This is a genomic window from Streptomyces puniciscabiei (assembly GCF_006715785.1).
GTDB lineage: Bacteria > Actinomycetota > Actinomycetes > Streptomycetales > Streptomycetaceae > Streptomyces > Streptomyces puniciscabiei.
The window spans coordinates 1057473-1081501 of record NZ_VFNX01000001.1 but is presented as its reverse complement, the minus strand read 5'-3'; the positions used below and the strand labels follow the sequence as shown (position 1 = coordinate 1081501).

At 71.5% G+C, this 24029-nt stretch carries 21 protein-coding genes and 1 riboswitch; of the genes, 14 read left to right on the top strand and 7 right to left on the bottom strand.

The annotated features are described in order from the left end of the window. Positions 1-465: 465 nt before the first annotated feature. From FB563_RS04840 to FB563_RS04820, 5 genes are all read left to right on the top strand, one after another. Positions 466-987, top strand: a complete 522-nt coding sequence (locus FB563_RS04840) for a CcdC protein domain-containing protein (RefSeq protein ID WP_055706112.1) — start codon at positions 466-468, stop codon at positions 985-987. Then, a complete protein-coding gene (locus tag FB563_RS04835; RefSeq protein WP_055706113.1) occupies positions 984-2135 on the top strand; it encodes a sensor histidine kinase in 1152 nt (383 codons plus the stop codon). The genes FB563_RS04840 and FB563_RS04835 overlap by 4 nt, the downstream gene beginning before the upstream one ends. Continuing rightward, positions 2132-2821: a response regulator transcription factor gene (locus tag FB563_RS04830; protein ID WP_055706114.1), complete on the top strand. Its 690-nt coding sequence runs from the start codon at positions 2132-2134 to the stop codon at positions 2819-2821. Before FB563_RS04835 ends, FB563_RS04830 begins: the two co-directional genes overlap by 4 nt. A 162-nt stretch (positions 2822-2983) precedes the next feature. After that, complete coding sequence (locus FB563_RS04825) at positions 2984-3439, top strand: DUF485 domain-containing protein (protein ID WP_055706115.1); 456 nt, start codon at positions 2984-2986, stop codon at positions 3437-3439. Beyond that, positions 3436-5028 carry a solute symporter family protein gene (locus FB563_RS04820; protein WP_055706116.1) on the top strand — a complete coding sequence of 531 codons (1593 nt, stop codon included), beginning with the start codon at positions 3436-3438 and terminating at the stop codon, positions 5026-5028. Before FB563_RS04825 ends, FB563_RS04820 begins: the two co-directional genes overlap by 4 nt. A gap of 51 nt (positions 5029-5079) precedes the next feature. Here the strand turns inward: FB563_RS04820 and FB563_RS04815 are convergent, their stop codons facing one another. Further along, the gene (locus FB563_RS04815; RefSeq protein WP_055706117.1) at positions 5080-5772 is read right to left on the bottom strand and encodes a response regulator; all 693 of its coding nucleotides are present in this window, start codon (positions 5770-5772) and stop codon (positions 5080-5082) included. Positions 5773-5930: 158 nt separating this feature from the next. Between FB563_RS04815 and FB563_RS04810 the strand changes: the two genes are divergently transcribed. The 3 genes from FB563_RS04810 (at position 5931) to FB563_RS04800 (ending at position 8741) form a co-directional block, all read left to right on the top strand. Then, positions 5931-6746 carry an ABC transporter ATP-binding protein gene (locus FB563_RS04810; RefSeq protein ID WP_055706118.1) on the top strand — a complete coding sequence of 272 codons (816 nt, stop codon included), beginning with the start codon at positions 5931-5933 and terminating at the stop codon, positions 6744-6746. Next, positions 6736-7596, top strand: coding sequence for an ABC transporter permease (locus FB563_RS04805; protein WP_055706131.1), 861 nt, complete (start codon positions 6736-6738; stop codon positions 7594-7596). The genes FB563_RS04810 and FB563_RS04805 overlap by 11 nt, the downstream gene beginning before the upstream one ends. A gap of 86 nt (positions 7597-7682) precedes the next feature. Beyond that, positions 7683-8741 (top strand): ABC transporter substrate-binding protein, encoded by a 1059-nt coding sequence (locus FB563_RS04800; RefSeq protein ID WP_055706119.1) that lies wholly within the window; start codon positions 7683-7685, stop codon positions 8739-8741. 10 nt (positions 8742-8751) lie between these two features. Here the strand turns inward: FB563_RS04800 and FB563_RS04795 are convergent, their stop codons facing one another. From FB563_RS04795 to FB563_RS04780, 4 genes are all read right to left on the bottom strand, one after another. After that, positions 8752-9432: a response regulator gene (locus tag FB563_RS04795; RefSeq protein WP_055706120.1), complete on the bottom strand. Its 681-nt coding sequence runs from the start codon at positions 9430-9432 to the stop codon at positions 8752-8754. Further along, positions 9429-11108: an ATP-binding protein gene (locus FB563_RS04790; RefSeq protein ID WP_199832810.1), complete on the bottom strand. Its 1680-nt coding sequence runs from the start codon at positions 11106-11108 to the stop codon at positions 9429-9431. Before FB563_RS04790 ends, FB563_RS04795 begins: the two co-directional genes overlap by 4 nt. A gap of 100 nt (positions 11109-11208) precedes the next feature. Then, positions 11209-12150, bottom strand: coding sequence for a sucrase ferredoxin (locus FB563_RS04785; RefSeq protein ID WP_055706121.1), 942 nt, complete (start codon positions 12148-12150; stop codon positions 11209-11211). 95 nt (positions 12151-12245) lie between these two features. After that, a complete protein-coding gene (locus tag FB563_RS04780; protein WP_055706122.1) occupies positions 12246-13502 on the bottom strand; it encodes a citrate synthase in 1257 nt (418 codons plus the stop codon). Positions 13503-13615: 113 nt separating this feature from the next. Between FB563_RS04780 and FB563_RS04775 the strand changes: the two genes are divergently transcribed. Beyond that, positions 13616-14782 (top strand): citrate synthase/methylcitrate synthase, encoded by a 1167-nt coding sequence (locus FB563_RS04775; protein WP_055706123.1) that lies wholly within the window; start codon positions 13616-13618, stop codon positions 14780-14782. A 66-nt stretch (positions 14783-14848) separates the two neighbouring features. Then, complete coding sequence (locus FB563_RS04770) at positions 14849-15991, top strand: CobW family GTP-binding protein (protein ID WP_055706124.1); 1143 nt, start codon at positions 14849-14851, stop codon at positions 15989-15991. On the opposite strand, the gene FB563_RS04765 is transcribed toward FB563_RS04770, so the two are convergent. After that, complete coding sequence (locus tag FB563_RS04765; RefSeq protein ID WP_055706125.1) at positions 15988-18447, bottom strand: DNA gyrase/topoisomerase IV subunit A; 2460 nt, start codon at positions 18445-18447, stop codon at positions 15988-15990. The genes FB563_RS04770 and FB563_RS04765 overlap by 4 nt on opposite strands. A 306-nt stretch (positions 18448-18753) precedes the next feature. On the opposite strand from FB563_RS04765, the gene FB563_RS04760 reads away from it, so the two are divergent. The 4 genes from FB563_RS04760 (at position 18754) to FB563_RS04745 (ending at position 23592) form a co-directional block, all read left to right on the top strand. Beyond that, positions 18754-20148, top strand: a complete 1395-nt coding sequence (locus tag FB563_RS04760) for a M16 family metallopeptidase (protein ID WP_055706126.1) — start codon at positions 18754-18756, stop codon at positions 20146-20148. After that, positions 20145-21533: a M16 family metallopeptidase gene (locus tag FB563_RS04755; RefSeq protein WP_055706127.1), complete on the top strand. Its 1389-nt coding sequence runs from the start codon at positions 20145-20147 to the stop codon at positions 21531-21533. Before FB563_RS04760 ends, FB563_RS04755 begins: the two co-directional genes overlap by 4 nt. A 246-nt stretch (positions 21534-21779) precedes the next feature. Continuing rightward, positions 21780-21943, top strand: a riboswitch (cyclic di-AMP (ydaO/yuaA leader). Positions 21944-21955: 12 nt separating this feature from the next. Beyond that, the gene (locus FB563_RS04750; protein ID WP_055706128.1) at positions 21956-22708 is read left to right on the top strand and encodes a M23 family metallopeptidase; all 753 of its coding nucleotides are present in this window, start codon (positions 21956-21958) and stop codon (positions 22706-22708) included. Positions 22709-22905: 197 nt separating this feature from the next. Then, a complete protein-coding gene (locus FB563_RS04745) occupies positions 22906-23592 on the top strand; it encodes a GntR family transcriptional regulator (protein WP_055706129.1) in 687 nt (228 codons plus the stop codon). A 148-nt stretch (positions 23593-23740) separates the two neighbouring features. Here the strand turns inward: FB563_RS04745 and FB563_RS04740 are convergent, their stop codons facing one another. Then, complete coding sequence (locus FB563_RS04740; RefSeq protein ID WP_003993478.1) at positions 23741-24022, bottom strand: HPr family phosphocarrier protein; 282 nt, start codon at positions 24020-24022, stop codon at positions 23741-23743. Positions 24023-24029 lie beyond the last annotated feature (7 nt).

The window sequence follows — 24029 nt, the reverse complement described above, 5'->3', positions numbered from 1 at the left end:
CCTCCGAGACCGTCCGGACGGGCTTCGGCGATGGCCGGATGGTTTTTCGCCGCATGGCGGATGTAGCGCCTTCGCCGGCCGGACGCGGCGGTCAGGGGGTGTCCGCCGCCAGGACGCGGCGGGCCGCCGTACGGCTGTGACGGCGGCGGCTGGTCCCGGCAGCGCAGCCCGCAGGGGGAGCCGTCGTGAGCAGCATGCGCGCCCACCGGTCACCAGCACTCTCGGCCGGGAGCCGAGCCGCTCGCGGTCGGTCGGCCTTGAAAGCCGCCACGACCGACCTCCGCCTCCCGCCGCGGAGCGGTGGATGCACCTGCCGGATCTACACCCGTGGGTGGAGACCAGCCGCCCCAGGTTTCCACCCGTGATCCACCCCGGCTCCGATCTCCCGACCTGCGCTTTTCCGTAGCTTCGTAGGTGTCGGCAGCAGCCGCTTCCGGCAACAATTTCTCGCTCACGGAGGCTTGGATGTCCGGGCTCGTCAACCTGCTGGTGATCGTGGCCGTCGCCGCCATAGTGATCGCGCGGCAGTTCCGCGCCCGCGCGATCAACACCGACCGGCGCTGGTGGCTGATCCCCGCGGTCCTCGCCGTCGTCGCGCTGCGCGAGCCGGGCATCCTCGACGCCCATCACCGTGCGGGATCCGCCGCGCTGCTCGCGGTGGAGCTGCTCATCGGTGTGGCCACCGGCGCCGGCTGGGCCTGGACGACCCGCATCTGGACGGAACCGGACGGCGTCGTGTGGACCAAGAGCACGAAGGCGAGCATTGCCGTATGGATCGTGGGCATAGCCCTCCGCATCGGCATCTACGCACTCGGCACGGTACTCGGCCTGCACCAGAACAGCTCCGCCCTGATGTGCGCTCTCGCCGTCACCCTGCTGGTCCGCGGCGGAATCCTGGTCTGGCGGGCGCAGTCGCTCAGCACCGGGAACCACCCCGCTCCGACGTACGGTGACGGCATGCGGTCGGTCAGGAGGGAGCGCGCGTGAAGGAGAACGCCTGGACATGCTGGCCGTCACGGGAGGCGCTCGGCCGCGACGGAATCTCCCGGCCCCGGCGCGCGATCGCCTGGTCCGTCAGGTGCCTGGTGATCGGCATGCTCCTGTGGGGGGCGTACCACCAGAGGCACATCGGCCTCTGGGGCGGACTCGCCGCGATGGCCGGGGTCCTCACCACCGCTCTGCTCGCCTGGGCCTTCTTCCGGACCACCTACCAGCACCGACTGGTGCCCTCCCTGGCGCTGATGGCCGCACTCATGGGCATCGCGGTCGTCGGTGAGGCCACGGGGTTCAGAGGACCGGCACTCCTGATCTGGTGCGGCTGCGGCATCGGCGCCCTGGAGCGGCTGCCGCTCGCGGCCGCGGCTCCGGTGACCTCGGTGGGTCTGGCGGCGTACTCCGCCTTCAACAACGACGTCTGGCTGACCACGGCCGCCTCGGTCGCGGGCATGGCCCTCGCCGGATACGTCCTGCGGCTGGACGCCGAAGCCCGCGGTCACGCGCAGCAACTGCTTGCCCAGGAGCGCGCCGCCCGGGCGGCCGAGGCGGAGTCGGCGGCGCTGGCCGAGAGAGCCCGTATCGCGCGGGAGATCCACGACGTGCTGGCCCACAGCCTCTCGGCGCAGCTGGTGCATCTGGAGGCCGCCCGGCTGCTGATCGAGAGCGGCGCGGACCAGGAACGCATCCTGGAGCGTGTGGTGGCCGCCCGGGGCATGGCCCGCGACGGACTCGCCGAGACCCGGCAGGCCCTGTCCGCACTCCGGGGCGAGCTGACCCCGCTGGAGGACTTCCTGAGTGAACTCGTCAGCGGGACCGACGGCGCGCAGGTCACTGTGACGGGTGAGCGAAGGCCCCTGCCGGCCGAGGCTTCCCAGGCCGTGCGCAGGGTCGCCCAGGAGGCGCTGACGAACGTCCGCAAGCACGCGCAGGGCGCCCAGGTGCACCTGCGGCTCGACTACAGCGAGCGCGAAGTGACGCTGGACGTACGGGACTGGGGCGGGCGGCCGGGCGAACTCTCCGAGTCCGGAGCCGGGTACGGTCTGCTGGGGATGCGCGAGCGGGCCGAGCTGCTGGGCGGCTCACTGGACGCGCGGCCGGACGAGGAGGGGTTCGTGGTGACGCTGAAGGTGCCTGTATGACGGAGACGGAGGGGGAGAAGAAGCCCGCGCGGGTGGTGGTCGCCGACGACCAGACCGTGGTCCGGGAGGGCATCGTGATGCTGCTCGGGCTGCTGCCGGGGGTGGAGGTCGTGGGTGCCGCGGGAGACGGCGAGGAGGCGGTGCGCCTGGTCGGGGAACTGGCACCGGACGTCGTCCTGATGGATCTCCGGATGCCCCGCTGCGACGGCGTGGAGGCCACCCGGCGGATCCGGGCGCAGTACCCCGGGACCCAGGTCGTGGTGCTCACCACGTACGCGGACGACGAATCGCTGTTCCCCGCGTTGCGCGCCGGCGCCCGGGGCTATCTGACCAAGGACGCGGGCGGTGACGAGATCGTGCGGGCCGTGGAGAGCGTCCTGTCGGGGGACGCGGGTCTGTCACCCAGTGTCCAGCGTCGGCTGCTGGAGCGGCTGTCCCAGCCCGAGCCCGTCCCGCCGGCGACCGTCGAGGAGCCGCCCGACGGACTGACCGCGCGGGAGACCGAGGTGCTGCTGCTGATCGCCGATGGGCTGAGCAATCAGGAGATCGCCCGCAAGCTGCATGTGTCGACCGCGACCGTGAAGACACACATCAACAACCTGTTCTCCAAAACGGGTCTCAAGGACCGCGCACAGGCGGTGCGTTACGCCTACAGCAAGGGGCTGGTGCGGCCGCCCACACAGTGAATCACCTGATGGGGTGAAGAGCCGGAGGAAGAAGAGTCAGAGAACTTCCCGATCTGTCCATCCTTGGGCATGCAGTCAAGCAACGGTCGTGCCCATGGCGCTGGGGACGGTCCCGAGAGTTCGGCCGAGAACCCGCAGGACCACGGCGCGCCCTCCCGCGACATGCCGTACGAAGACCCCTGGTACGACGCCCTGGCCTGCGGCTGGGGCGAGCTGGACAGCACCGGTGTGCCGGCGCCGGTGGTGCCGTCGGCCCGCGGGGAGCTGAGCGGAGCGACGGTTCGCGCTCGCGATGTGTACGTCGAGGTGCAGCGCAGCGCGGCCTTCCAGGAGGTACGCACCAGATACCGGAGGTTCGTCGTGCCGGGAGTCGCCGCCTTCCTCGCCTGGTACGTGGGCTTCGTGGTCACCGCCACGGCCGCCCCCGGGCTCATGGCCCGGCCCGTGACGGGCGCGGTGAACGTGGCCATGGTGGCCGGGCTGGGGCAGTTCCTCACCACGTTCCTGCTGACCTGGGCCTACGCCCGGCATGCGCGGCTCCGCCGGGACCGGGCGGCGCTGGAGCTGCGCTGGGACACCCAGGAACTGGCCCGCGAAGCGCGGGGAGGTGCCTCGTGACCGCTGATCATCAAAGGCTGGCACTGCTGCTGTTCAGCGGTTTCGTGGCCGTCACCCTCGGGATCACGACGTGGGTGAGCCGTCGACGGCAGGGTTCGGCGGAGGAGTTCTATGCCGGAGGGCGGCTGTTCTCTCCCATGGAGAATGGTTTTGCCATCGCCGGTGACTACATGTCGGCCGCCTCCTTCCTCGGCGTCACCGGGCTCATCGCGCTGTACGGGTACGACGGGATGCTGTACGTCGTGGGCTTCCTGGTGGCCTGGCTGGTGGTGCTGTTCCTGGTGGCCGAACTCGTGCGCAACTGCGGGCGGTTCACCCTGGCCGACGTGGTGGCCGCGCGGATGAGCGAGCGACCGGTGCGGATCGCCGCGGGAACTTCCTCGGTCACCGTGTCCGTCCTGTATCTGGTGGCGCAAATGGTCGGCGCGGGCAGTCTGGTGGCGCTGCTGCTGGGGCGGACGAGCGGGGCTGCGCAGGCCTGGGCGGTCATCGGGGTCGGCGCGCTCATGGTGATCTATGTGTCGTTGGGAGGGATGCGGGCCACCACCTGGATCCAGATCGTGAAGGCGGTGCTGCTGCTCAGCGGCACGATCGCGCTGACGGTGCTCGTCCTGCTCCGCTTCCACGGCGACGTCGACCGCCTGCTGCTCACGGCCGCGGACCGCAGCGGTCACGGAAGGGCCTTCCTGGCGCCTGGCCTGAAGTACGGCGGCACATGGACCGCCCGCCTGGACTTCATCAGCCTGGGGCTCGCCCTCGTGCTGGGCACGGGGGGACTGCCGCACATCCTGTCCCGCTTCTACACCGTGCCCACCGCGCGGGCCGCCCGCCGTTCCGCGGTCTGGTCCATCGGGCTGATCGGCGGCTTCTACCTGATGACGATCGTCCTCGGCTTCGGTGCGGCCGCGGTGGTGGGGACGGATGCGGTGCGCGGTTCGAACGCGGCCGGGAACACGGCGGTGCCGCTGCTCGCCCTCGACCTGGGCGGCGGCGCGGGCTCCACCGGCGGAACGGTTCTGTTCGCGGTCGTAGCCGCCGTCGCCTTCGCCACGATCCTCGCCGTGGTGGCCGGCATCACGCTCGCCTCGTCGGCGTCGGTGGCGCACGACCTGTACGCCTCGCTGCGGCGCTCGCGCGGCACGGCACGCAGCGAGGTGGCCGTGGCGCGGTGGGCGGCGGTCGCCATCGGTGTCATGGCGATCGCGCTCGGGCTGCTGGCCCGTGACCTCAACGTCGCCTTCCTCGTCGGCCTCGCCTTCGCCGTCGCCGCGTCGGCGAATCTTCCGGTGCTGCTGTACTCGCTGTTCTGGCGCGGCTTCACCACGCGCGGCGCGGTGTGGGCCGTGTACGGCGGGCTGATCCCGGCGCTCGCACTGGTGCTGCTCTCCCCGGTGGTCTCCGGCAGCCCGTCCTCACTGTTCCCGGACGTCGACTTCCAGTACTTCCCGCTGCAGAACCCCGGCATCGTCTCCATCCCGCTCGGCTTCCTCGCCGGCTGGCTCGGCACGATCACCTCCGACGAGGTCGCCGACGAGGCCAAGTACGCCGAGACGGAGGTCCGGTCGCTGACCGGCGCCGGCGCCGCGTAGCCGGGCAGAACCGTTCAGCCGGTTGGGCAGGCCGCCGCCGGCCCGGCTGCCTCAGGGCGCCACCCAGGCGTAGCGGTGCTCAGGCCGGCCGGTGTCGCCGTACTTCAGGGAGAGCCGGAGCCGGCCGGCCTGTTCGAGGTGGCGGAGATAGCGCTGGGCCGTGGAGCGGCTCAGGCCCGTCCGCGCGGCCACCTCGTGGGCGGACAACGGCTGGTCCGCGCGGTGCAGGACGCCGCAGATCAGATCGGTCGTCGGCTCCGAGTGGCCGCTCGGCAGGCCGGGCGCGGACGGTGCGGGAGACGCCCGCAGCGCCCCGAAGATCCGGTCGACCTGCTCCTGACCGGTCAGGCCGTGGCCGCCGACCCGGTCCACGGTGCGACGCAGCGCGGCATAGGAGTCGAGGCGGGCCCGCAGGGCGGCGAAGGTGAACGGTTTGACCAGGTAGTGCAGGGCGCCCAGGCGCATCGCCTGCTGCACGGTCGTCACGTCGCTTGCCGCGGTGATCATGATGACATCCGTGCCGTGACCCTGCTCCCGCATGCGGTGCACGAGATCGAGACCCGTCTGGTCCGGCAGGTAGTGGTCGAGCAGGACCAGGTCGATGGTGCCGCGTTCGACGGCGGCCAGTGCCTGGGCGGCGCTGTGCGCGCGGGCGGTCACCCGGAAGCCGGGAACCTTTCCCACGTACTTGGCGTTTATCTCAGCGACGCGGAAGTCGTCGTCCACGACCAGGACGTCAATCATCAGGCCTCTCCTTCAAGGCCGACGAGCGTTAAGCCCGTGTTTCGGCTCCGCAGTTGTAGCGCGAGCAAAAAGAGCACAACAGGCTCTTGCGAGCAAAAGAACGGCTTGTGCTCACAAGACTCCTGCGGTGGCCGGGGCCACACCTACCGTCCCGGGCCATGAGCGCACACACCAGCCCCGCCATCGAGCTGCGGGGCGCGAGCAAGACCTTCAGAACCCCGTCAGGGGGACTGCACACGGCCGTGCGCGGCCTGGACCTCACCGTCGAGCGGGGCGAGTTCGTGGCCGTCGTAGGACCGACCGGCTGCGGAAAGTCCACCACGCTGACGCTGGTCAGCGGCCTGGAGGAGCCCACCGAGGGTGAGGTGCTGGTGGCCGGCGAGCCGGTCGGCGGTGTCGGAGACAAGGTCGGCTTCGTCTTCCAGCAGGACGCCACCTTCCCGTGGCGCACGGTCCTGTCCAACGTCATGGCCGGCCCGCGCTTCCGGGGCGTGCCGAAGGCCGAGGCCAGGGAGAAGGCCCGGGAGTGGCTGGCCCGCGTCGGCCTCGCCGCCTTCGAGGACCGCTACCCGCACCAGCTCTCCGGCGGTCAGCGCAAGCGCGTCGCCCTCGCCGCCACCTTCGTCAACGACCCCGAGATCCTGCTGATGGACGAGCCGTTCTCGGCCCTGGACGTGCAGACCCGCGCGCTGATGTCGGACGAGCTGCTGGAGCTGTGGGAGGGCACGGGCGCCTCGGTCGTCTTCGTCACCCATGACCTGGAGGAGTCCATCGCGCTCGCCGACAAGGTCGTCGTGATGACCGCGGGCCCCGCGACCGTGAAGCAGGTCTTCGACATCGATCTGCCGCGGCCGCGCAAGGTCGAGTCGGTACGCCTCGAGCCGCGGTTCATCGAGATCTACCGCGAGATCTGGGAGTCCCTCGGCGAAGAGGTCCGCATCACCCGCGAGAGGGGTGCCGCTCATGTCGCCTGAGGTCATCAGCACGCCGGTCGTCGACACGGCCAAGGTCCCGGGGCGCGCCCAGTCGCGCGCTCAGGCCGCCCGCAGGCGCAAGGTGGTCGTCTCCGCTGCGCGGGTGCTCCTCCTGGTAGCCGTGCTCGGCCTGTGGGAAGGGCTGTCCCGGGCCAAGATCATCGACCCGTTCAACTTCTCGATGCCCTCGCGGATCTGGGACCAGATCCGCACCTGGGTGATGCACGGAACGGCACAGGGCTCGCTGGGCGAGCAGATCTGGGCCACGCTGCAGGAAGCGCTGCTCGGCTGGGTCATCGGTGTCGTCGCCGGTGTGATCTTCGGTATCGCTCTGGGGCGGATCGCCTTCCTCGCCGACGTCCTCGGTCCGTACGTCAAGGTGCTCAACTCCATCCCCAGGATCGTGCTGGCCCCGGTCTTTCTGATCTGGTTCGGCCTGGGCCCCGCCTCCAAGGTCGCGTCGGCCGTGGTGCTGGTGTTCTTCCCGGTGTTCTTCAACGCCTTCCAGGGCGCTCGCGAAGTCGACCGCAATCTGGTCGCCAACGCCCGGATCCTCGGCGCGAGCAATCGCCGGGTGACGCTTCAGGTGGTCATCCCGTCGGCCACCTCCTGGATCTTCACCAGCCTCCACGTCAGCTTCGGCTTCGCCCTCATCGGCGCCATCGTCGGCGAGTACATCGGTGCCACCAAGGGCATCGGCCTACTCGTCGCCGCGTCCCAGGGCACCTTCAACGCCGCCGGTGTCTACGCCGCGATGGTCATCCTCGCCGTCGTCGCCCTCGCCGCCGAGGGCCTGCTGACCTTCGCCGAGCGCCGCATCTTCCGGTGGAAGCCGGCGCACTCCGACTGAGCCCGCCCACCGAGCGCCGCCCCGAGGCCCGGCGCTCCAAGTCCCCGCCTGCCCCGTACAGCCCTCTCCCAAGGACGTGAACCGCCATGCGCAAGACCGCCAGATACGTCTCCCTCGCCGCCTCCGGCCTGCTCGCCCTCTCCTCGCTCACTGCCTGCGCCAATGACGCGGCGAGCAGCACCTCCGCCGACGCCGGCAGCAAGGGCGACGGCCAGGGTACGAAGGTCAAGATCATGGTCGGTGGCCTGGACAAGGTCATCTATCTGCCGGCGATGCTGACCCAGCGGCTCGGCTACTTCGACTCCGAGGGCCTCGACGTGGAACTCCTCAGTGAGCCCGCCGGTGTCCAGGCCGAGACAGCGCTCGTCTCCGGCCAGGTCCAGGGCGCCGTCGGCTTCTACGACCACACTCTCGACCTGCAGACGAAGGGCAAGTCGGTGGAGTCCGTCGTGCAGTTCTCGCACGCGCCCGGCGAGGTGGAGGTCGTCTCCGCCGAGCAGGCGAAGGACATCACGGCACCGAAGGACTTCAAGGGCAAGAAGCTCGGTATCACCGGTCTCGGTTCCTCGACCGACTTCCTCACCAAGTACCTGGCGGTCAAGAACGGTCTGAAGGTCAGCGATGTCACCCCGGTCGCCGTGGGCGCGGGCCCGACCTTCATCGCCGCGTTGCAGCAGGGCTCGATCGACGCCGGTATGACGACGGACCCGACCGTCGCCACGATCCTCGACAAGAAGGCCGGGAAGGTCCTCCTCGACATGCGCACCCCCGAGGGTTCGCAGAAGGCGCTCGGAGGGCCGTACCCGTCGTCAAGTCTGTACATGCAGACGGACTGGGTGAACGGGCACAAGGACACCGTGCAGAAGTTGGTCAACGCATTCGTCAAGACACTCAAGTGGATGTCCACGCACAGCGCCGACGAGATCGCCGCCAAGATGCCCGCCGACTACTCCCAGGGCAACAAGGCGCTCTACGCGCAGGCCATCAAGAGCACCCTGCCGATGTTCACCGACGACGGCGTGATGCCCCAGGGCGGCCCCGAGACCGTTGAGAAGGTCCTCAAGGCGTTCAACCCCAACATCAAGAACGCCAAGGTCGACTTGAGCAGGACGTACACGACCGAGTTCGTCGACGCTGCCAAGTAGACAGGTCCGCTCAGCCGCGGGTCGCCCACCCGTAACGGTGTTCCGGGCGGCCCGCGTCGCCGTACCTGAGGGTCAGCCGGGCCCGGCCGGTGCGCTCCAGGAGCTTCAGATACCGCTGGGCCGTCTGCCGGCTGACCCCGGTGCGCTCGGCGATCTCCTGGGCGGACAGCGGCCCTTCGGCGTTCATCAGCGCCTGGCGCACCAGCTCGGCGGTCGTCGGGGAGTGCCCCTTGGGCAGCTCCGGCTCCGAGGGAGCGGACAGGGCGCCGAAGATGCGGTCCACCTCCGCCTGTTCGGCCTCGCCGCCGCCGTCCAGGGTGCGCCGCAACTGCGCGTACGCCTCCAGCTTGGCGCGCAGACCGGCGAAGGCGAACGGTTTCACCAGGTACTGCAGCGCCCCCTGCCGCATCGCGGCCTGGACGGTCGACACGTCCCGCGCCGCCGTCACCATGATCACGTCCGCCTGGTGGCCGCGCCGGCGCATCTCCCGGACGACCGCGAGACCGGTGTCGTCGGGCAGGTAGTGGTCCATGAGGACGAGGTCCAGCCGCGGCAGCCTCTCCACCTGCCGGAGCGCCTCCGCGGCGCTGTGTGCCTCGCCGGCGACATGGAATCCCGGCACCTTCTCCACGTACGCGGCGTTGACCCGGGCGACGCGGGTGTCGTCGTCTACGACCAGGACCTCGATCATCGCGTCTCCTCCTCGGCGACGGCAGCGGGCTCGGACGACTCCCCGAGCACCGCGGGTTCCAGCTCCGGCTCGGTCAGCGCCTCCGGCAGGACCACGGTGAACTCCGCGCCGCCACCGTCCGCCTCGCCGACCGTCGCGCTCCCGCCCTGCCGTTCGGCGAGCCGGCGCACCAGCGAGAGCCCGAGGCCTCGTTTGCCGTGCGCGGGCGGCTTCTTGGTGGACCAGCCGTCGGTGAAGACCAGCTCCCGCTGGTCCGCAGGGATCCCGGGGCCCGTGTCGCACACCTTGAGGACGACCGTACGACCCTCGGTGCGCAACTCGACCTCCACGCGCGCGTGGAGTGTGCCGGCGACCGCGTCGAGGGCGTTGTCCACCAGGTTGCCCACGACCGTGACCAGACCCCGCGGATCGATCAGCCGGTCGGGCAGCCGGGTGCGCTCCGACACCCACAGCGCGACGCCCCGCTCGGCCGCCACGGTCGCCTTGCCGACCAGGAGCGCCGCGAGCAGGGGATCCTGGATCTTCTCGGTGACCTGCTCGGCGGTGACCCGGTGGTCGCCGACCACCTCGCCGACGAACTCCACGGCGTCGTCGTACATCTCCAGCTCCAGCAGTCCGAGCACGGTGTGCATGCGGTTGGCGTGCTCGTGGTCCTGGGCGCGCAGGGCGTCGATCAGCCCGCGCGTGGAGTCGAGTTCACGCCCCAGCCGCTCCAGTTCGGTGCGGTCGCGCAGGGTGGCCACGGCGCCGCCGTCGTCGGTGGGCATGCGGTTGGCGACCAGCACCCGCTGGCCGCGCACGGTGAGCAGATCGGTGCCCGTCACCCGGCCGGCCAGGACGTCCGTCGTACGGCCCGCGCCGAGCGCCTCGTCGGGGGTCTGCCCGACGGCCTCGTCACCGATGCCCAGCAGCCGCCGCGCCTCGTCGTTGAGCAGGCGGACACGGCCGCCGCGGTCGAGGGCGACCACACCCTCGCGGATGCCGTGCAGCATCGCCTCACGCTCCGCGAGCAGCGCCGAGATGTCGGAGAAGGCCAGGTCCCGGGTCTGCCGCTGGACCCGGCGGGAGATCAGCCAGGCGGCCAGCGCGCCCACCGCGAGAGCGCCGCCGGCGTATGCGAACAGGCCCGGGATCGCGCTGATCAGCCGCGCCCGCACGCTGTCGTAGGCGATACCGACCGAGACCGCCCCGATGATGCGGTGGTGGGTGTCGTACAGGGGCACCTTTCCGCGGGCGGAGCGGCCCAGGGTGCCGTTGTCGATCTCCATGACCTCATGACCGGTCAGGGCCGGTTTGGGGTCGGTGGAGACGTGCTCGCCGATCTCCGAGAGGGTGGTGTGCGACCAGCGCATTCCCCGCCGGTCCATCACCACGATGTACTCCGCGTGCGTGGCCCGCCGGATCCGCTCGGCCTCCTCCTGCACCGGACCGTTCTGGGTCGGCGGAGTGGTCAGCACGCCCTCGGCGATCTGCGGGTCCTGGGCCGTCGTCTGCGCGATGGCCAGCGCGCGCCGTTCCGCCTCCTGGTCCAGCTGCTTGCTCAGCGGTGCCAGGAACAGCCCGGTCGCGAGCACCGCGACCCCCGCGGCGATCGCCACCTGCATCAGCAGCACCTGCGAGAACACCCGCCGCGGCAGACCGAGGCGCAGACGGCGTGCGGGGGGAGTGGGGCTCATACCCCCGAAGGTACGTGGGGTGGCCCGACGCGCCCCAGGGGGTGTGGTGGGGATCTCTTGACCAGTTCTTGAACGAGACGGTCGCCGCTGCGAGGAGCGCTCAGCTCGCCAGCGCCGTCGGCCTCAGCTCGCGCACCGCCACGACGTCCATCCGGGCCGGTGTGCCCAGCACAGCCGCGCCGCAGCTCTCCGGCCGGGGCGGCTGCGACGCCCCCTGCGCCACGGTCACCCGCCAGCGGCGGCCGTCGGCGTGCCCGACGGTGACCTCCCAGCGCGGGGCCGCGCCGTCGGTCCGTACGACGCTCAGCAGCCCCGCCCGGTACTCGCCCGCCACCGACCGGACGGCCAGTTCGGCCGCCTGGCCGGGCCGTTCCCAGGCGGAGCAGCCGCGGCATCCCTCGACCACCACGCGCCCCTCCTGAGCGCCGTGCAGCGCCTCCTTGATGGTGTGCGCCCCGGCGCGGCCGTAGGCGTAGCCGTACGGCAGGACGAGTACGGTCGGCGAGAAGCGATGTCCACCCAGATGGGTGACCTCCCACACTCCGCGCACCCCTGAGGCGGACAGTTCGGCGGCGAGGGGACGGCCCAGGAGGGCGCAGCAGCGGTCGCGTTTGCCGTTGGTGCACACGAGGGCGAGCGGGTCACCGCGGTGCGGCCGCCCCCCGAGCGCGGCACCGAAGGAGCGGTGGTCACCCGCCCCGAGGGCCGCGAAGTCGAGCCCGAGGAGCCGCCGCGGATCACGGATCGTGGCGCTGTGCAGCCAGACGCGGCCCGGCACGGTGTGCGCGGCGTACACCTGCCGGTCGGCGGGCCCGCCGGGGTCGGCGTGGCGTCCCGGGCGGCGGATGAGCGCGATGCGGACGCCGGTTCCGCCGGCGGCCGCCTCCAGGGCCCGGCCCAGCGCGCGGTCCAGATGGCTCGAAGTCAGCGCCTTGGCACCCCACGGGCCGGGCTGTTCCAGCAGCAGCCACGTCGTCGCCGTGGCCGCCGTACCGGAGACGGGCTCGTCGAGGCTCCGGGAGACGGTCGCGCACCTACTCACAGAGGTGAGCCTAACCTGACTCTCCGCGGGGCGACTTCCGGCCATGGGAGTGTCCTGCTCCGGCAGGGGGACGGCCTGCTCGGGCATGGGACGGCCTACTCCGGCAGGGGCTGCGGAGGCCGCGGACCGACGTAGTGGCCCACCGGGCGCATGCGCAGCGGGCGCTCGCCGTACTCCTCCAGGGCGTGTGCGATCCAGCCCGCCGTCCGCGCGACGGCGAAGATCGTCTCGCCGGCCGTGGCGGGCATGCCGCTGGACGCGGTGAACACCGCCAGGGCCAGGTCGACGTTGGCGTGCAGCGGGGTGTGCCGGGCGGTGGTGGCGACGATGTCCCGGGCGGCGAGCAGGGCGGACTCCGCGCGCGGTACCTGCTCCAGCAGGCCGAACAGCACGCTCGCGCGCGGGTCCTCGCCGGTGTACAGCCGGTGGCCGAGCCCCGGGACCCGGCGGCCTGCACGCAGTTCACCTGCGATCACCGGGACCGCCGTGCCCTGGTCGAGCACGTCGAGCAGCATGCGGTGGGCGTCACCGCTCGCGGCGCCGTGCAGTGGGCCCTCCAGGACGCCGAGCCCGGCCGAGACGGCCGCGTAGGCATGCGCACGGGCCGAGGCGGCGACCCGGACCGCGAGCGTGGAGGCGGCCAGATCGTGGTCGGCGAGCAGCGCGAGCGCGGTGTCCAGGACGCGCAGGGACGCCTCGTCGGCGGGACGGCCGGTCAGCCGGCCCCAGAGCCGGTGGGCGAGCGGACCGTCGTCCTTGTGGTCGTGGCGGACCGGCGGCAGCGCGGCGACGAGCGTGGGGATCAGGATCCGCGCGGTGTTCAGCACGGCGTCCTCGGACAGGTCGAAGCGCAGCGGGTCCTCGGCCGCCGCGGCGACGGCCGCCACGCGCAGCCGGTCGGTGGGGGAGGCGTGCTCGGACAGCGCGTTCACCGCGCGGCGTGCGACCTCGACGGTGGGGCCGGGCGCGGAGAAGGTGACGCCCGGGGTGAGCCGGGCCGTCCACAGCCACTCCGCGACCTCCTCGTAGGAGTGCCGCAGCGCCAGCTCGACGGCGTCCACGCCGCGGAAGTAGTACCGGTCCTGCTCGATCAGCGTGATGCGGGTCCGGACGGACAGGTCCGCGCCGGAGCCCGGCGTGGTGGCCGCCTCGCGGCGGTGGCGCCGGGCCAGGGCCTCGACCTCCTTGGCCTCGAAGGTGCTGGCACGGCCGCCGGGCTCGCGCCTGCTGCTGAGCAGGCCGCGGCTCACGTACGCGTACACCGTCTCCGGCTTCACGCCGAGCAGTTCGGCGGTCTCCCTGGTGGTCAGCCTGCGCCCGGCACGGCCGGGAGCGGATTCGTGATCGCGCATGGAGGTCACCGTAGCCGCCTCTGCACATGTTGATCGGACTGAGTTGATTCAATCAATATTGACAGAGGAGCAGTCAAGCATGGACAGTCAGATCAAGTCCAGGGAGGAGAACCATGGCCATCAACAGGACCGCAACCCCGCTCATCGACGCACCGCGCGGTCTCGCCGGCGTCGTCGTCGCCGAGACCGAGATCGGCGACGTGAGGGGACGCGAGGGCTTCTACCACTACCGCCAGTACTCGGCCGTGGAACTGGCGCGGACCCGCGGCTTCGAGGACGTCTGGCACCTGCTGGTCCACGGCACGCTCCCGGACGCGCAGCGCGGCGCCGCCTTCGCCGCCGAAACCGCGGCACTGCGGCGGCTCCCCGAGGAGGTCCGCGCGGCGCTGCCCGTGATCGCCGCGGCGAGCCGCCTCTCCGGCCCGCTGTCCGGACTGCGCACGGCCCTGTCCCTGCTGGGCTCGGCGCGCGGGCTGCGACCGGTGTACGACATCGACGCCGACCGGCGTCGCGCCGACACCCTGGCCGTCTGCGCGGCCGTACCCACGCTGCTCACCGCGCTGTACCGGCTCGGTCAGGGACTTGCCCCGGTCGAGCCGCGGGAGGACCTCCCCTACGCGGCCAACTACCTGTACATGCTCACCGGCGAGGAACCCGAGCCGCGCCAGGCGCGTGCGGTCGAGCAGTATCTGATCTCAACCATTGATCATGGGTTCAATGCATCAACCTTCACCGCCCGCGTCATCGCCTCCACCGGCGCCGACGTGGCCGCATGCCTGACCGGAGCCGTGGGTGCCCTGTCCGGGCCGTTGCACGGCGGCGCGCCCAGCCGGGCCCTGGACACCCTGGAGGCCATCGGCACCCCGGACCGGATCGACCCCTGGATCCGCGAGCGGGTGCTCGCCGGCGACCGGATCATGGGCTTCGGACACGCCGTCTACCGCACGGAGGACCCCCGTTCCCGGATGCTGCGGGAGATCGCCCAGGGCTTCGGCGGTCCGCGCGTCGACTTCGCGGTGGAGGTCGAGCGCCGCGTCGAGGCGATCCTCGCCGAGCTGAAGCCCGGCCGTGAACTCCACACCAACGTGGAGTTCTACGCCGGCGTGGTCATGGAACTCTGCGGACTGCCCCGGGAGATGTTCACCCCCACCTTCGCCGCGGCGCGGGTGGTGGGCTGGAGCGCCAACATCCTGGAACAGGCGGCCGACTCGAAGATCATCCGTCCGGTCGCGCGGTATGTGGGGCCGACGCCGCCGGTCGCGGTGCCGGCCGCCGGCTGACACACCCGCCCCAGGGGCCCCTCCTATCCTGGACCGGCAGTCGGTCCACACGAGAGAGGTCGCCCATTGGGGAACAGCCCTGCGAACAGCCCGGACAGCAGCCGCAGCCCGCAGCAGATCCCGGTCGTCGTGCTCGCCGGTTTCCTCGGCTCCGGGAAGACCACACTCCTCAACCACCTGCTGCACCGCAGCGGAGGCAGCCGGATCGGGGCGATCGTCAACGACTTCGGGGCCGTCGAGATCGACGCGATGGCTGTCGCCGGCGCCCTCGGCGACTCGACCGTCTCGCTCGGCAACGGCTGCCTGTGCTGTGCCGTCGACGCGAGCGAACTCGACCTCTACCTGGACCGGCTCGCCGACCCGCGCACCGGCATCGACGTGATCGTCATCGAGGCCAGCGGTCTCGCCGAGCCGCAGGAGCTCGTGCGGATGGTGCTGGCCAGCGAGCACCCCAGGGTCGTCTACGGCGGCCTGGTGGAGGTCGTGGACGCCGCGGAGTTCGACGACACGCGCGCGAAGCACCCCGAGATCGACCGCCACCTGGCCCTCGCCGACCTGGTCGTGGTCAACAAGCTCGACCGCGCGGACGGCGCCGACCGGGTGCTCGCCCTGGTGCGGTCCCTCACGGACCGTGCTGCCGTCGTCCCCGCCACCTACGGCCGTATCGACCCCGACTTCCTCTTCGACTGCAAGCCGAGCGAGGAACGTATCGGGCAGCTGTCCTTCGACGACCTCCACGAGCACACCGGGGGCGACGCACACGAGGACCACGCCGGTCACCTGCACACCGCCTACGACAGCCTGTCCTTCACCTCCGAGGTCCCCCTGGAGCCCCGTCGGCTCATGCGGTTCCTGGACAGCCGGCCCGAGGGGCTGTACCGGATCAAGGGGTACGTCGACTTCGGGCCGTACGACACCCGCAACCGGTACGCCGTGCACGCCGTCGGCCGGTTCCTGCGCTTCTACCCGGAACCCTGGGGCGTCGCAGGCGACCGCCTCACCCAGCTCGTGCTGATCGGCTCCGGCATCGACACCGAGTCCCTCAGCCAGGAGCTCAAGGGGTGCCGGAACGACGCCCCACACGCCGACGAGCACGGCATGTGGGGCGTCCTGCGCTATGTGCAGGGCCCGGATGTGCCGGGCCCGGAGGTGCCAGGTCCGGATGGACAAGGCCCGGACGAAGCGGACCTGGAGGATCCGCCCGCCTAGAGCACCGGTCCCGCGACCACCGCCACCGTCTTCGGCAGCGACGTGCCCGAACCGTCCCGGCGCGGGTCCAGCTCCGGCAGCTCCGCCGGGGTGCCGGTCTTCTGCGCCGCACGCGCGGGAGTGGGGCCCGCCCAGGCCAGCGACAGGCAGTCCTCGCCCTTCAGGAACCGCTGGCAGCGCACACCGCCCGTGGCCCGGCCCTTGCGCGGGAACTGGTCGAACGGGGTCAGCTTGGCGGTCGTCTGCACCGAGTCGTCCAGCGTGCCGCGCGAGCCCGCGACCGTGAACACCACCGCGTCGGCCGCCGGGTCGACCGCCGTGAAGGAGATGACCTTCGCGCCCTCGGTGAGCTTGATGCCCGCCATACCGCCGGCCGGGCGGCCCTGCGGGCGCACGATGGACGCCTGGAAGCGCAGCAACTGGGCGTCGTCCGTGATGAAGACCAGGTCCTCCTCGCCGGTGCGCAGCTCCACCGCGCCGACGATCCGGTCGCCCTCCTTCAGCGTGATGACCTCCAACTCCTCCTTGTTGGAGGGGTAGTCGGGCACCACACGCTTGACCACACCCTGCTCGGTGCCGAGCGCCAGGCCCGGGGACGACTCGTCCAGCGTGGTCAGGCAGACCACCGTCTCGTCGTCCTCCAGGGAGACGAACTCGGCCAGCGGCGCCCCTCCGGAGAGGTTGGGCGCGGTCGCCGTCTCCGGCAGCTGGGGCAGGTCGACCACGTTGATCCGCAGCAGCCGGCCCGACGAGGTCACCGCGCCGATCTCACCGCGCGCGGTCGCCGGAACCGCGGAGACGATCACGTCGTGCTTGACGCGCTTGCCGCCGGCCTGATCCGGGAACGGCTCGGCGGTCGCCGTACGGGCCAGCAGACCCGTCGAGGACAGCAGCACCCGGCACGGGGTGTCGGCCACCTGCAGCGGCACCGCGGCCACCGGGGCACCCGCGGACTCCAGCAGGACCGTACGCCGGTCGGTGCCGAACTTCTTCGCCACGTCGGCCAGTTCGGCCGAGACCAGCTTGCGCAGCTCCGCGTCGGACTCCAGGATCCGGGTCAGCTCCTCGATCTCCGCGGTGAGCCTGTCCCTCTCCGCCTCCAGCTCGATCCGGTCGTACTTGGTGAGCCGGCGCAGCGGCGTGTCGAGGATGTACTGCGTCTGCACCTCGCTCAGCGAGAAGCGCCGCATCAGGCGCTCCTTGGCCTGCGCGGAGTTCTCGCTGGACCGGATCAGCCGGATGACCTCGTCGATGTCCACCAGGGCGGTCAGCAGACCCTCGACCAGGTGCAGCCGGTCGCGCCTCTTGCCGCGGCGGAACTCGCTGCGGCGCCGGACCACGTCGAAGCGGTGGTCGAGATAGACCTCCAGCAGCTCCTTCAGGCCCAGGGTGAGCGGCTGGCCGTCCACCAGGGCGACGTTGTTGATGCCGAAGGACTCCTCCATCGGGGTCAGCTTGTACAGCTGCTCCAGGACCGCCTCCGGCACGAAGCCGTTCTTGATCTCGATGACCAGGCGCAGGCCGTGCTCGCGGTCGGTGAGGTCCTTGACGTCGGCGATGCCCTGGATCTTCTTCGCGTTGACCAGATCCTTGATCTTCGCGATGACCTTCTCGGGGCCGACCGTGAAGGGCAGCTCGGTGACGACCAGGCCCTTGCGGCGGGCGGTCACGGTCTCGACCGAGACCGTCGCCCGCATCTTGAAGGTGCCGCGGCCCGTCGCGTACGCGTCCCGGATGCCGTCCAGGCCGACGATCCGGCCGCCGGTGGGCAGGTCCGGGCCCGGGACGTGCTTCATCAGCGCGTCCAGGTCGGCGTTCGGGTGCCTGATCAGGTGCCGGGCGGCCGCGATCACCTCACGCAGGTTGTGCGGCGCCATGTTCGTCGCCATGCCGACCGCGATGCCCGAGGAGCCGTTGACCAGCAGGTTCGGGAAAGCGGCGGGCAGCGCCACCGGCTCGCGCTCCTGGCCGTCGTAGTTCGGCACGAAGTCGACCGTGTCCTCGTCGATCGACTCGGTCATCAGGCTCGTCGCCTCGGCCTGCCGGCACTCGGTGTACCGCATGGCGGCCGGCGGGTCGTCGTTGCCCAGCGAGCCGAAGTTGCCGTGGCCGTCGACGAGCGGCACGCGCATGGAGAACGGCTGGGCCATGCGCACCAGGGCGTCGTAGATCGACGCGTCGCCGTGCGGGTGCAGCTTGCCCATGACCTCGCCGACGACGCGCGCGCACTTCACATAGCCGCGGTCGGGGCGCAGGCCCATCTCGTTCATCTGGTACACGATCCGGCGGTGCACCGGCTTGAGGCCGTCACGGGCGTCCGGCAGGGCGCGCGAGTAGATGACCGAGTACGCGTACTCGAGGTAGGAGCCACGCATCTCGTCCACGACGTCGATGTCGAGGATCCTCTCCTCGAACGAATCGTCGGGCGGCGGGGTCTTCGTGCTGCGGCGGGCCATCGCTGCCGGCTCCTTGCTACTGAGCGTTTGATGGATCTGACGCGGACCATTGTGGACCGCGGCACTGACAACCCGGGCCGTGGCCCGGTCCTCCACGGTCCGTCCGGCAGCGCGAGGCACACCGGACCGGCACGGCGCAGTGCCCGCCGGCCGTCCCGCGGGCACGCGAGTCGCAGGGTACGGGATCCGCTGTGGGCGTACGTCAAGCCGGAACCTGGCCGAGGTCCCGCGCGGTTTGCATACAGTGGCAGGAACGGCAGGAAAACCGCGGTTTCCACAACCGCCTCCGCTCGCGAAGGGACGCACATGCCCATGGGTCACACGACCACAGCCGAGGCAGGCTCCGGGGGCCTGACAGCGACCGAGCACCGCCTGGCCAACGGTCTGCGCGTGGTGCTCTCCGAGGACCACCTGACCCCGGTGGCGGCGGTCTGCCTCTGGTACGACGTCGGCTCCCGCCACGAAGTCAAGGGACGTACCGGCCTGGCTCACCTTTTCGAGCACTTGATGTTCCAGGGATCGGCACAGGTCAAGGGCAACGGTCACTTCGAGCTGGTGCAGGGTGCCGGCGGCTCCCTCAACGGCACCACCAGTTTCGAGCGCACCAACTACTTCGAGACCATGCCCGCCCACCAGCTGGAGCTCGCCCTCTGGCTGGAGGCCGACCGCATGGGCTCGCTGCTGGCCGCCCTGGACGACGAGTCCATGGAGAACCAGCGGGACGTCGTCAAGAACGAGCGCCGCCAGCGCTACGACAACGTGCCCTACGGCACCGCCTTCGAGAAGCTGACCGCGCTGTCGTACCCGGAGGGCCACCCCTACCACCACACGCCGATCGGCTCGATGGCGGACCTGGACGCGGCCACCCTGGAGGACGCCCGCCAGTTCTTCCGCACCTACTACGCGCCGAACAACGCGGTGCTCTCCGTGGTCGGCGACATCGACCCCAAGCAGACCCTCGCCTGGATCGAGAAGTACTTCGGGTCGATCCCGTCCCACGACGGCAAGCCCGCCCCCCGGGACGGCGCCCTGCCGGAGATCATCGGTGAGCAGAAGCGTGAGGTCGTCGTCGAGGAGGTCCCGGCGCGCGCCCTGATGGCCGCTTACCGGCTCCCGCACGACGGCACGCGCGCGTGCGACGCCGCCGACCTCGCGCTGACCATCCTCGGCGGCGGCGAGTCCTCCCGCCTGTACAACCGGCTGGTGCGCCGCGACCGTACGGCCGTCGCGGCCGGCTTCGGACTGCTGCGCCTGGCCGGCGCGCCCTCCATGGGCTGGCTGGACGTGAAGACCTCCGGTGACGTCGAGGTCCCGGTCATCGAGACCGCCATCGACGAGGAGCTGGCCCGGTTCGCCGAGGAGGGCCCCACGCCGGAGGAAATGGAGCGCGCCCAGGCCCAGTTGGAGCGCGAGTGGCTGGACCGGCTCGGCACGGTCGCCGGCCGCGCCGACGAACTGTGCCGGTACGCCGTCCTGTTCGGCGACCCGCAGCTCGCCCTCACCGCCGTCAAGCGCGTCCTGGAGGTGACCCCCGAGGAGGTCCAGGAGGTCGCCCAGGCCCGTCTGCGCCCCGACAACCGCGCGGTCCTGGTCTACGAACCGAAGTCCCCGGAACAGGCCCCGGACGCCGACGTCCCCGAGGACCCGGAGCAGGAAGCCACCGTAGAGGCCGGTAACGAGAACGAGGAGACGGCCAAGTGACCCAGCTCGCCACCATGGACTTCCACCCCCAGCCGCAGCCCGGCCAGGCCAGGCCGTGGGCGTTCCCGGCCCCCGAGCGGGCCGCGCTCGACAACGGCCTGACCGTGCTGCGCTGCCACCGACCCGGCCAGCAGGTCGTCGCCGTCGAGGTGCTGCTGGACGCGCCCCTGGACGCCGAGCCGGCCGGCCTGGACGGCGTCGCCACGATCATGGCGCGGGCCTTCTCCGAGGGCACCGACAAGCACTCCGCCGAGGAGTTCGCCGCCGAGCTGGAGCGCGCGGGCGCCACCCTGGACGCGCACGCCGACCACCCCGGCGTCCGGCTCAGCCTGGAGGTCCCGGCCTCCCGCCTGGCCAAGGGCCTCGGCCTGCTCGCCGACGCGCTGCGTGCGCCCGCCTTCGCCGACAGCGAGGTCGAGCGCCTCGTCCGCAACCGCCTGGACGAGATCCCGCACGAGCTGGCCAACCCCTCCCGCCGGGCCGCGAAGGAGCTCTCCAAGGAGCTGTTCCCGGTGGCCTCGCGCATGTCGCGCCCGCGCCAGGGCACCGAGGAGACGGTCGAGAAGATCGACGCCGCCGCCGTACGCACTTTCTACGGTCGCCATGTGCGCCCCGCCACGGCCACCGCGGTCGTGGTCGGCGACCTCACCGGGACCGACCTGGACGCGCTGCTCGCCGACACCCTCGGCGCCTGGACCGGCACCCCGGGCGAGCCGCGGCCCGTGCCGCCGGTGACCGCCGACGACACCGGACGCGTGGTCATCGTGGACCGGCCCGGCGCCGTGCAGACGCAGCTGCTCATCGGCCGCGTCGGCCCCGACCGGCACGACCGCGTGTGGCCCGCCCAGGTGCTCGGCACCTACTGCCTCGGCGGCACCCTCACCTCGCGGCTGGACCGCGTCCTGCGCGAGGAGAAGGGCTACACCTACGGTGTGCGCGCGTTCGGCCAGGTCCTCAGGTCCGCGCCGGACGGCACGGGCGCCGCGATGCTCGCCATCAGCGGCTCCGTGGACACCCCGAACACCGGCCCCGCGCTGGAGGACCTGTGGAAGGTGCTGCGCACCCTCGCGGCGGACGGCTTGACCGACGCCGAGCGGGACGTGGCCGTGCAGAACCTCGTGGGGGTGGCACCGCTGAAGTACGAGACCGCGGCCGCCGTCGCGAGCACGCTGGCCGACCAGGTCGAGCAGCACCTGCCCGACGACTTCCAGGCGACGCTGTATCAGCAGCTGGCCGCGACGGGCACGGTGGAGGCCACGGCGGCCGTCGTGAACGCCTTCCCGGTGGACCGCCTGGTGACCGTCCTCGTCGGTGACGCCGCCCAGATCAAGGCGCCGGTGGAGGCGCTCGGCATCGGTGAAGTGACCGTGGTGGCGGCCGAGTAGGGCGAGCCGTCGCGGCGGCCGGGTACGCCCGAGCGGCCGCACGCGCGCGTGGGGCCCTGACGGTCTACGGACCGTCAGGGCCCCTGGTGTTCCACTCCCTTCCACAGATGCCCGATTTGAGGCGGAGGTTGCCTGTCTGGCCTGTGGGATGCGCTACAAAAGCCCGGATCCGTTTGGGATTCCGAAGCGGGCTTCCGTAGCGTCGTCCGGGCTGTTCGCCAGGCAGTGCGCCGCACCCGCGGCACCGGACAGCCATCGCCGAGTCCCCGTACGGCGCGAGCCAGGGGAGCCGGGGACCCACGCAGTCCCTGGGGTGAATCGGGCGCCCGCGCGAGCCGCGAGGGGGCCCGTAGGAGACCTTCCTGCTCCGAACCCGTCAGCTAACCCGGTAGGCGAGAGGGAAGGAAAGGACCAGCCACTCCATGGCGTTCATGTGCGCCACCGGGAAGCACCGCAAGCCCGGCCGGGTCAAGCGCACCACCGCTCAGGCGGCGGGCATCGCGGCCCTCACCACCACCGGTGTCATCGGCGGCCTCGCCGCCTCCCCGGCGCTCGCCGCCGAGAACGCCGAGAACAGCGTGGAGCAGACCGGCCTGACGCCGGTCCTCACCGTGAGCGACGACGTCGCCGAGCACATCGACGCGCAGGCCGCCGCGCAGAAGAAGGCCGCCGAGCACAAGGCGGCCGAGGAGGCCGCGGCCAGGAAGGCGAAGGGGGAGCGTGAGGCCAGGGCCCGCGCCGCCCGTGAGGCCGAGCGCAAGCGCCTGAACGCCTTCGTCGCCCCGATAGCCGACTCCTACGTCTCCACCGGCTACCAGGCCGGCAGCTCCCTGTGGTCCTCCGGCCACCACACGGGCATCGACTTCCACGCCGCGACCGGCACCCCCGTCCACGCGGTCGGTGCCGGCACCGTCGTCTCCACCGGCTGGGGCGGCGCGTACGGCAACCAGATCGTGATCCGGATGGCCGACGGCATGTACACCCAGTACGGCCACCTGTCGTCCATCGGCGTCTCGGTGGGCCAGCGGGTCATCCCGGGCCAGCGGATCGGCCTGTCCGGCGCGACCGGCAACACCACCGGCCCGCACCTGCACTTCGAGGCCCGTACGACCCCCGACTACGGCTCGGACGTCGACCCCGTCGCCTACCTCCGCAAGCACGGCGTGAGCGTCTGACCCTCGTCCGACGGCCTGCCCGGCCCCGGCTCATCGAGCCGGGGCCTTCGCCGTTTTTCACGCGGACCACCCGGCCCGCTGACCAAAAAATATCCATGGATTCCGGCCCGCCGTCGGAAATTCCGGCTCATTGGAATAGAGTCACGGAACACGCGTCCATCGTCGACGTTTCACGGGGATTAAGGCGGAGGTCGGTCATGCGTATTCCGGCGCACTCGGTGTGCACGGCCATCCGGGACGACATCGTCGCGGGTGTCTACGAGCGCGGTGGCCGGCTGACCGAGGAAGTCCTGGCCCGCCGCTACGGCGTCTCGCGCGTCCCCGTCCGCGAGGCCCTGCGCACCCTGGAGGCCGAGGGCTTCGTGGTGACCCGCCGGCACGCGGGCGCGTGCGTGGCCGAGCCGACCGAGCAGGAGGCGGCCGACCTGTTGGACATGCGCATGCTGCTGGAGCCGCTCGGGGCCGCCCGCGCCGCCCAGCGGCGCACCGAGGCCCATCTGAAGGTGCTGCGCGGCCTCGTCAGGCTGGGTCAGGAACGGGCCCGCAGCGGCAACAGTGAGGACCTGCGCTCGCTGGGCGGCTGGTTCCACGAGACGCTCGCCCAGGCCTCCGGCAGCCCCTCGCTGACGACCATGCTCACCCAGCTGCGGCACAAGATCGCCTGGATGTACGCGGTGGAGGCGCCGCCGAGCCCGGTGGACTACTGGGCGGAGCACGGCGCCATCGTCGACGCGGTGGCGCGCGGCGACGGCGAGCGCGCGCGGGCGGTCACGGCGATGCACACCGAGCGCGCGACGGCCGCGCACCGGCTGCGCTTTTCGGGGGGCGGTGAGCGTGTGAGGACTTCGCAACACGCCGTAAACATGTCGGGTCTTCGGCATTAACACGGGCGCCGTATACAAAGAAGAGTAATTCGGCGCGGTGTATTTCCGCTGGCCGAATTCAGGTGTGCGCGCAATGGGCCCGGAAAGGTCGGAGCCGCGCCGCCCGAAAACAGGCGACGCGGCTCCGGCGTTATCGGTGTGCTGCTGTTCAGACCGTCTCGGGCAGTTCCTCGAGGCCCTCGGAGACCAGCTTGGCCAGACGGTCGAGGGCGGCGTCGGCGCCCTCTGCGTCGGAGGCCAGGACGATCTCCTCGCCGCCCTGGGCGCCAAGCCCCAGGACAGCCAGCATGGAGGCCGCGTTGACGGGGTTGCCGTCAGCCTTGGCGATCGTCACCGGGACGCCTGCGGCCGTGGCGGCTCGGACGAAGATGGAGGCGGGGCGGGCGTGGAGGCCCTCGGCCCAGCCGACGTTGACGCGGCGCTCAGCCATGTGTTGC

Coding starts and splice junctions, on each gene's coding strand:
- FB563_RS04840 (WP_055706112.1), top strand. CDS start 466: ATGTCCGGGCTCGTCAACCTGCTGGTGATCGTGGCCGTCGCCGCCATA.
- FB563_RS04830 (WP_055706114.1), top strand. CDS start 2,132: ATGACGGAGACGGAGGGGGAGAAGAAGCCCGCGCGGGTGGTGGTCGCC.
- FB563_RS04825 (WP_055706115.1), top strand. CDS start 2,984: ATGCCGTACGAAGACCCCTGGTACGACGCCCTGGCCTGCGGCTGGGGC.
- FB563_RS04815 (WP_055706117.1), bottom strand. CDS start 5,772: ATGATTGACGTCCTGGTCGTGGACGACGACTTCCGCGTCGCTGAGATA.
- FB563_RS04810 (WP_055706118.1), top strand. CDS start 5,931: ATGAGCGCACACACCAGCCCCGCCATCGAGCTGCGGGGCGCGAGCAAG.
- FB563_RS04805 (WP_055706131.1), top strand. CDS start 6,736: ATGTCGCCTGAGGTCATCAGCACGCCGGTCGTCGACACGGCCAAGGTC.
- FB563_RS04800 (WP_055706119.1), top strand. CDS start 7,683: ATGCGCAAGACCGCCAGATACGTCTCCCTCGCCGCCTCCGGCCTGCTC.
- FB563_RS04795 (WP_055706120.1), bottom strand. CDS start 9,432: ATGATCGAGGTCCTGGTCGTAGACGACGACACCCGCGTCGCCCGGGTC.
- FB563_RS04790 (WP_199832810.1), bottom strand. CDS start 11,108: ATGAGCCCCACTCCCCCCGCACGCCGTCTGCGCCTCGGTCTGCCGCGG.
- FB563_RS04780 (WP_055706122.1), bottom strand. CDS start 13,502: ATGCGCGATCACGAATCCGCTCCCGGCCGTGCCGGGCGCAGGCTGACC.
- FB563_RS04775 (WP_055706123.1), top strand. CDS start 13,616: ATGGCCATCAACAGGACCGCAACCCCGCTCATCGACGCACCGCGCGGT.
- FB563_RS04765 (WP_055706125.1), bottom strand. CDS start 18,447: ATGGCCCGCCGCAGCACGAAGACCCCGCCGCCCGACGATTCGTTCGAG.
- FB563_RS04760 (WP_055706126.1), top strand. CDS start 18,754: ATGCCCATGGGTCACACGACCACAGCCGAGGCAGGCTCCGGGGGCCTG.
- FB563_RS04750 (WP_055706128.1), top strand. CDS start 21,956: ATGGCGTTCATGTGCGCCACCGGGAAGCACCGCAAGCCCGGCCGGGTC.
- FB563_RS04745 (WP_055706129.1), top strand. CDS start 22,906: ATGCGTATTCCGGCGCACTCGGTGTGCACGGCCATCCGGGACGACATC.
- FB563_RS04740 (WP_003993478.1), bottom strand. CDS start 24,022: ATGGCTGAGCGCCGCGTCAACGTCGGCTGGGCCGAGGGCCTCCACGCC.